Source organism: Glycocaulis sp., from assembly GCF_052168375.1.
Taxonomy (GTDB): Bacteria; Pseudomonadota; Alphaproteobacteria; order Caulobacterales; family Maricaulaceae; genus Glycocaulis.
Genome location: NZ_JBQLZR010000179.1, coordinates 1 through 7,224, shown reverse-complemented (window position 1 = coordinate 7,224; position 7,224 = coordinate 1). Strand labels below are relative to the sequence as shown.

The window sequence follows — 7,224 nt, the reverse complement described above, 5'->3', positions numbered from 1 at the left end:
TTTCGATCTCGGCGCGACGGTGGAAATGGCGCAGGCCACCAGCCGTGAAATGGTCGAAAGCGCCAACGTCATCGGTGTCCTGCCGGGCTCTGATCCGGCCCTCGCAGCCGAAACGGTGATTGTCACCGCTCACCTCGACCATATCGGCATCTGCCAGCCCATGGCCGAAGATTCGATCTGCAATGGCGCACTCGACAATGCGTCCGGTACCGCAGCTCTGCTGGAATCGGCCCGCGCACTTGCGCAAGGCCCGCGCCCGGCCCGCACGGTTGTCTTCATCGCGCTGACGGCAGAGGAAAAAGGGCTGCTGGGCTCAGCCCATGTCGCGGCCAACCCGACGCCCGCCATGGGCCGCATGGTTGCCAACATCAATCTCGACATGCCGGTCATGGTCTACGAGTTCAACGACGTCATCGCCTTCGGCTCGGAGCACTCCTCGCTGGGGCCGATTGCCGAGGCCGCCGTGGCCCGTGCCGGTGTTACCCTGTCAGCTGACCCGATCCCCGAACAATCGCTCTTCGTGCGGTCGGACCACTACAATTTCGTGCGCGAGGGCGTGCCGTCCCTGTTCATGATGACGGGCTTCTCCTCACCTGATGCTGAAGACGACGAGGGCGCTGCCTTCCTGCGCTTCCTTGGCGGCAATTACCACGCGCCGGGCGACGACCTGACGCAAGGTATCCGCTACGACCAGGGCGCCAAATTTGCCCGCATCAATTATGAAATCATCGATGCCGTGGCCAATGCGCCCGAAACGCCGGCCTGGAACGCGGACAGCTTCTTCGCGAACTGAACCCGCTCCGCACGCTGAAGCCGCCGCCCTGGTGACATTTCCTGTCATCAGGGCGGTTTTGCTTGTGAACCTGTTCATCTCCGGTCCAGATTGCGCGTGCCTAGATATATGCATTCGGGGGTCAGGGGGCTGCAGACAGACCTGCCTGACCGGAACAGGTGGGGAGACACCAACATGAAAGCATCAATTCTCGTTTCCGCCCTTGCGCTGGCACTGCCGGGCGCTGCGGCACTCGCGCAGGACTACACCCTGCAGCCCAATTACGGCACCACCACGCTCAATGCCGGCTTCAGCCCCGACCCGATCGTGGTCCAGCTGCAATCGGGCGGCTCGGTCGACGCCAGCAGCACACTCGGTGGAAATTGTCGCGGCTATATCACCAACGCGCCGGACTATTCGGTGACCTACAATGCGGGATCGGTCTTTCCCTTCCGCATCGGGGTTGCGTCCGACCGTGACACGACCCTCGTCGTCAATGGTCCCGATGGCAGCTGGTATTGCGATGATGATGGCGGCGAGGGCCTGAACCCGCTCCTGCACTTCGGCTCGCCGATGAGCGGCCGGTATGATGTCTGGGTCGGCACCTATGGCAGCACATCCAACCACAACGCCCAGCTCTTCTTCACCGAACTGGATTCGGTCAATGCCGACACGGTGGCGTATGGCGGTGGCGGCAATTATGGCGGGACGCCGGACTGGTCGCTGAACCCGACCTACGAAACGGTGAATTTGCGCGGCGGTTTCACACCTGACCCCTACCGGGTCCGCCTGCAATCGGGTGGCCCGCTGAGCGCCAGCGACACCGCATCGTCAAACTGCCGCGGCTATATCTCCGAAGCGCCGGACGTCCGCCTGAACTTCCAGCCGGGCAGCCTGCCACTCATTATCTCGGTCGCCTCCAGCGCGGATACGACCCTCGTCATCAACGGCCCCGATGGCGGCTGGTATTGCGATGATGATAGCGGGGTCGGCACCAACCCTTCCATCCAGTGGGACCGCCCGATGGCCGGTCAGTACGATATCTGGGTCGGCACCTATGGCAGCACCTCGCTGCGTGAGGCCGTGCTGGTGATTTCCGAGCTGTACAGCGAATAGGCTTGCCGCCTGAAACCGGCCTTTAGCCGCCCGGGGCGTTTCCTAACGCCCCGGGCGGCGCTATATGGGGGCAAGGACAGGCAGCAGGCAGTGTGACGTGACCGATACCGAATTCCTTGAAGAGGCAGAACTGACCCGTGACGGCCATATCCGCCAGCACGGTCCGGAGGCTTTCGAGAAGATGCGCGCTGCCGGGGCGCTGGCCGCTTCAACGCTCGACCTTCTGGTCGATGTGGTGAAGCCTGGCATCACGACCCAGGCGATTGACGACATTGTCCGGCGCAACTTCCTCGAACATGGCGCGGTGCCAGCGACCCTGTTCTACAAGGGCTATGCCAAGTCCTCCTGCACCTCGATCAATCACGTCGTCTGCCACGGGATTCCCAATGACAAGCCGCTCAAGGAGGGCGATATCGTCAATATCGACGTGACCTGCCTGCTTGATGGCTGGCATGGCGATACCAGCCGCATGTTCACCGTCGGCGAGGTGCGCCGCAAGGCCGAGCGCCTGATCGAGGTGACCTACGAGGCCCTGATGCGCGGCATTGGCGAGGTAAAGCCCGGCAATACGTTCGGTGACATTGGCGCTGCCATCCAGGAATATGCCGAGAGCCAGCGCTGTAGCGTTGTCCGCGACTTCTGCGGCCATGGCATCGGCCAGCTTTTCCACGATGCGCCCAACGTGCTGCACTTTGGTGACCGGGGCACAGGCGCGGTCCTGAAACCCGGCATGATCTTCACCATCGAGCCCATGCTCAATGACGGCAAGCCTGCCGTAAAAGTGCTCGGCGATGGCTGGACCGCGGTCACTCGCGACAAATCGCTTTCAGCCCAGTTTGAACACACTGTCGGCGTGACGGAGACGGGCGTTGAAATCTTCACGCTCTCCCCGGCCGGCTATCACTGCCCGCCCTGGCGGTAGCAGGTGATGGAGGCGGACAAGCCCCATTATCATGGCCACCGGGATCGCTTGCGCGCGCGTTTCGCCGAAGCGGGCGGCAAGGGCCTTGCCGATTACGAAATACTCGAGCTGGTCCTTTTCCGGTCCATACCCCAGCGCGATGTAAAGCCGCTGGCCAAGGCATTGCTGGCGCGTTTCGGGGACCTCGGACGGGTGTGCGCGGCGCGCCCCGACCAGCTGACCGAGATCAAGGGAGTTTCAGACAAGGTCGCGCTCGATCTGAACCTGATGCAGGAGATGGCCACGCGCATATCGCGCGAACAGATAGCCGGACGCGCCGTCATCTCGTCCTGGTCGGCGTTACTCGACTATGTGCGCACCGCGCTGCAGAACGCCTCCACCGAGGAGTTCCGCGTACTGTTCCTGGACAAGAAGAACCGGCTGCTTGCCGACGAGTTTCAGGCCAGCGGTACGGTCGATCACGCACCGGTCTATCCGCGTGAAGTGATCAAGCGGGCCATAGCGCTCGACGCCAGCGCGCTCATCCTCGTGCACAACCACCCGAGCGGCGATCCCACACCCTCGCACGCCGATATTGAGATGACCCGTCAGGTCATCGATATCGGACGGCCCCTGTCGATCGTGGTGCATGACCACCTTGTCGTCGGACGCGACAAGGTGGCCAGCTTCAAGCAACTCGGTCTGATGTAGGCAGGACAGAAAGCCTAGAGCTGTTCCATCACATAGTCGGCGCTGGAGACCTTGAAGTCGCCCGGCTCTTCGACGAACAGGCCCGTGACGACCCCGTCCTTGACGATCATGGCGTAGCGCTGCGAGCGTTTGCCCATGCCGAATTTCGAACCGTCCATGGTCAGGCCGATGGCCTCGGCAAACGTGCCATTGCCGTCAGCGAGCATGAGCACGCCCTCGCCGGCATTCTGGTCCTTGCCCCAGGCATTCATGACGAAGACATCATTGACCGACGTGCAGGCAATTGTGTCCACGCCCTTGGCTTTCAGCTCACTCGCCTTCTCGACAAAGCCCGGAAGGTGCTTGGCAGAGCAGGTCGGGGTGTAGGCGCCGGGAACCGCGAACAGGGCCACCGTCTTGCCCTGGCAGAGATCCTTGGTGGTGACGGGCATCGGGCCATCAGCGCCCATGGTCATGAAAGTCGCGTCGGGAAGGCGGTCGCCGGTCTTGATGGTCATCAATGCGCTCCTGGAGCTATCGGGTTAAAGTCTGGACCCGTAGCTAGTGCGGACGGCACTGGGCCGCAAGGCCGCGAAGCCATGCCAGCCCGGTTTATCTGGACAAGCGCCCCCCTTTGGCCTGATGCTCCACCCATGACCCAAGACCGCACCCTCTTTGACGGTCCTTATCTGAAGGGCAAGATCCTGATCGCCAGCCCGCTGATCGGTGATCCGCGATTTGACCGCTCGGTTGTCTATATGTGCGCACACGGCGACGACCATGCCATGGGCATCATCATCAACAAGCCGATGCGCCTGCGCCTGCCGACCCTGTTTGAACAACTGGGCGTGCAAAGCGAGATCGAGGTGCCCGACCGGGCCGTGCTTGATGGAGGCCCCGTTGACCGGGACCGTGGCTTTGTACTGCATTCGGACGATTTCCTGCACGAGCCGGCGACCCTGATGATCAGCGGCGGCCTGGCCCTGACGGCAACGAACGACATTCTCGAGGCGATGGCCTCGCCCTCGCCGCCGCGCCGCTCCACGCTGGCGCTGGGCTATGCAGGCTGGGAGGCCGGGCAGCTGGAAGACGAGATCGCGGCCAATGCCTGGCTGGTGGCGGAAGCCGACGAGGATCTGGTGTTCGGGGAAAGCCACGAGGCCAAATGGTCAGCCGCCATGCGCAAGCTCGGGGTCAACCCTGAGCACCTGACCGGATCATCCGGCCACGCCTGACCGGCGATAGCCGAGCGGCGGAGCAAACCGCCCGCCAAGCCCCTTGCTCACGGCAAGACCTGCGGCCTCGGGATCGAGCGCACCGGCATAGTGGAAACCTTGTGCAAAATCGCAGCCCATCTCGGCCACCAAATCAGCCATTTCGGCAGTCTCCACGCCTTCGGCGATGATCGTCATGCCCAGATTGCGCGCCAGCTTCACCACCGAGGCCGTGATCGCACGCGCAGAAGCATCGGCCAGCATGGAGCGGACGAAATACTGGTCGATCTTGATCACATCGAAGGGAAACCGGTCGAGGCGCGAAAGCGAGGAATATCCGGTCCCGAAATCATCGAGCACCAGCTTCACCCCGGATGCTTTCACCGCATGCAGGATTTCCGCCGCGCGCTCGGGATCGCGCATGATCTCGGTCTCGGTGATTTCCAGCCGGTAGCGCCCGCGCGGCACACCCGCCTGTTCCAGCGTGGCGGATAATGTCTCGACGAAGCCTTCGGAGAACAGCTCGCCCACGCTGGCATTGGCCGACATGTAGATATCCGGTGTCGGGCCTTCGCCGGCAAACCAGCCTGCAACACTGCGCGCGGCGCAGGCGCGCACCTGATTGCCGATCTCGCCCATCAGCCCCAGCCGGTCGGCCAGAAACAGAAAGTCATCCGGCCCCATCACGCCAAGGCCGGGCCGGTGCCAGCGCGCCAGCGCCTCGAAACCTGCCAGAAACTCGCCCTCCAGCCGGATGATCGGCTGGAAATGGGCGACAATCTCCTGGTTCTCCAGCCCTGCGGTCAGGGCTGCCTCGGCGTCGAGTGTAGAGAGGGTCGTGCCGGGGCCTGTGCCCGCCGGCAGGAGAAGCGCGGTTACCGCATCGCCTTGTCGTTCACCGACAAGGCGGACATAGCGCACCTCGCCGCCAGGAGGCGCAAGGCGCAGGCGCAGGTCGACGCGGCCCTCTTCCTGACCTGCCAGCGCCTTGCGGTCTGACGGCGCCACGCAGTCCATAAAGTCGCCAACCCCGGTGCATGTCAGGCCAAAAGCGTCGCCCGAGCCGGAAATCTCGGCCTTGCCCGAACCCAGGTCGATTTGCAGGGCCAGCGCGCCAGCGGCTCGCGCTGCCTGCTGGAGGATATCGCCCGGTGCGCCACTCAACGCAGCAGGTCTCCGCGCACGATGGCGAATTTCAGGTGGTCACGCCATTCGCCATTGATCTTGAGATAGCGCCGCGCATAGCCCTCAGGGCTGAAGCCGACACTCATGAGGAGCGAGCGCGACGCCTCGTTCTCGGGCCGTGTCGCCGCCTCGATCCGGTTCAGGTTCAGTTGCGCAAAGGCGAACGTTACCACCCGGCGCACAGCTGCGCGGGCGTGACCGCGCCGCACATAAGGAGAACCGATCCAGTAGCCGATATCGGCTGCCTGCAGCACACCGCGCCGGACATTGTTCAGATTGCAGGCGCCGACGAACACGCCGTCTGACGCCCGGAAGATGAAGAAGGGATAGCCCTGACCGGTCTCGACATCCTGCTGGTAGCGGCGAAGGCGGCGCTTGTAGGCCGTGCGCGTCAGCTCATCCTCGCTCCAGGCCGGCTCCCAGGCCTCGGTATGGCCGCGGCTGGCGCTACGCAGTTTCGCCCAGGCCTCATAGTCATCCGGGCCGGGGTGGCGCAGGCGGATGCCTTCACCCGTCAGCGTGGTTTCGGGAATTTCGTCACGCCACAACGCCAAGGGGAAGCCTCCATGCCTTCAGGGCCGGATATAATGGCACACTACTCTTTCCGGGCGGTGAACGTCCGTGCACCAGCACCGTCCAACCCATAACGCCAGCCCGGCTGTCCGTCACGGAAATTGACGCGTCGGGCTCCGGTCTTGCACGATTATGTAGCAGTCGCTACATTTATCGCGACCAGGCCTTAAGGAGCGCAAACCATGCCCCACCCCGACACACCTGCCCGGGCCCCTCTGGCAGGTGGACTGAAATCCGGACAAATGGGCATATGCCTGATGGCAGGAGCGGTACTCTGGCTTGCCGCAGCCCTGCTGCTGGGATGGCTCGGTCCGATGGGCATCCATGAGGACCCGGCCCGCATTGCGCTCTATCTCGCGGTCATTCCCGGAACGCTGCCTTTCGTCTGGCTGATCGCGCGCATCGCTCGCCTTGCGGCAGGACAGGTTCTGCCTGGCCTTGCACTGGCGTTGATGACGGCGATGTTCCTGGACGGGCTCGCTCTGGCATGGGCGCCGGGTCTTTACGGTGGGGAAGCCTACACGGCAGGGGCCGGCAGCGTGATCCTATGGGGCGCTGCCGTTGTTATCGCGGCCGGATGGGCGTGGGATGCCTGGCGGCTGAGCACCCGCTAGCAGACCGGCCGCCTTTATCTGGGCCAGCCCGTCAATCCGGGCAAGAATGTCGAGCGCCTGCTGCTCGACTGGCGCAGCCCCTTCCGAGGCAAGCTGGCCGCCGATCCACGCAGCGAAACGACTGCCGATAAGGTGGGCGATGCGACGATACATTACCTG

General features: G+C 63.6%; 9 protein-coding genes. 6 read left to right on the top strand and 3 right to left on the bottom strand.

The genetic code is table 11. The features are described from left to right. From ACTS2Z_RS07230 to radC, 4 genes are all read left to right on the top strand, one after another. Positions 1 to 793: M28 family peptidase (locus ACTS2Z_RS07230; RefSeq protein WP_442572547.1), on the top strand; the 793-nt coding region annotated here is incomplete at its 5' end. Between the two features lie 174 nt (positions 794 to 967). Continuing rightward, on the top strand, positions 968 to 1,888 hold the full coding sequence (locus ACTS2Z_RS07225) for a peptidase (protein ID WP_442572546.1): 921 nt from the start codon (positions 968 to 970) through the stop codon (positions 1,886 to 1,888). A gap of 97 nt (positions 1,889 to 1,985) precedes the next feature. Further along, complete coding sequence (map, locus tag ACTS2Z_RS07220) at positions 1,986 to 2,810, top strand: type I methionyl aminopeptidase (RefSeq protein ID WP_442572545.1); 825 nt, start codon at positions 1,986 to 1,988, stop codon at positions 2,808 to 2,810. Positions 2,811 to 2,858: 48 nt separating this feature from the next. Continuing rightward, positions 2,859 to 3,500, top strand: a complete 642-nt coding sequence (radC, locus tag ACTS2Z_RS07215) for a RadC family protein (protein ID WP_442572544.1) — start codon at positions 2,859 to 2,861, stop codon at positions 3,498 to 3,500. A 14-nt stretch (positions 3,501 to 3,514) separates the two neighbouring features. On the opposite strand, the gene ACTS2Z_RS07210 is transcribed toward radC, so the two are convergent. After that, positions 3,515 to 3,997, bottom strand: coding sequence for a peroxiredoxin (locus ACTS2Z_RS07210; RefSeq protein WP_442572543.1), 483 nt, complete (start codon positions 3,995 to 3,997; stop codon positions 3,515 to 3,517). Positions 3,998 to 4,132: 135 nt separating this feature from the next. Between ACTS2Z_RS07210 and ACTS2Z_RS07205 the strand changes: the two genes are divergently transcribed. After that, positions 4,133 to 4,714, top strand: a complete 582-nt coding sequence (locus ACTS2Z_RS07205; protein WP_442572542.1) for a YqgE/AlgH family protein — start codon at positions 4,133 to 4,135, stop codon at positions 4,712 to 4,714. Here ACTS2Z_RS07205 and ACTS2Z_RS07200 read toward each other — a convergent pair. Together ACTS2Z_RS07200 and ACTS2Z_RS07195 are read right to left on the bottom strand one after the other, a co-directional pair. Next, positions 4,697 to 5,857 carry an EAL domain-containing protein gene (locus ACTS2Z_RS07200; protein ID WP_442572541.1) on the bottom strand — a complete coding sequence of 387 codons (1,161 nt, stop codon included), beginning with the start codon at positions 5,855 to 5,857 and terminating at the stop codon, positions 4,697 to 4,699. The genes ACTS2Z_RS07205 and ACTS2Z_RS07200 overlap by 18 nt on opposite strands. Then, entirely contained in the window at positions 5,854 to 6,432 is a 579-nt protein-coding gene (locus tag ACTS2Z_RS07195) for a GNAT family N-acetyltransferase (protein ID WP_442572540.1), read from the bottom strand. The genes ACTS2Z_RS07200 and ACTS2Z_RS07195 overlap by 4 nt, the downstream gene beginning before the upstream one ends. A 201-nt stretch (positions 6,433 to 6,633) precedes the next feature. Between ACTS2Z_RS07195 and ACTS2Z_RS07190 the strand changes: the two genes are divergently transcribed. Next, positions 6,634 to 7,065 carry a hypothetical protein gene (locus tag ACTS2Z_RS07190; RefSeq protein ID WP_442572539.1) on the top strand — a complete coding sequence of 144 codons (432 nt, stop codon included), beginning with the start codon at positions 6,634 to 6,636 and terminating at the stop codon, positions 7,063 to 7,065. Positions 7,066 to 7,224 lie beyond the last annotated feature (159 nt).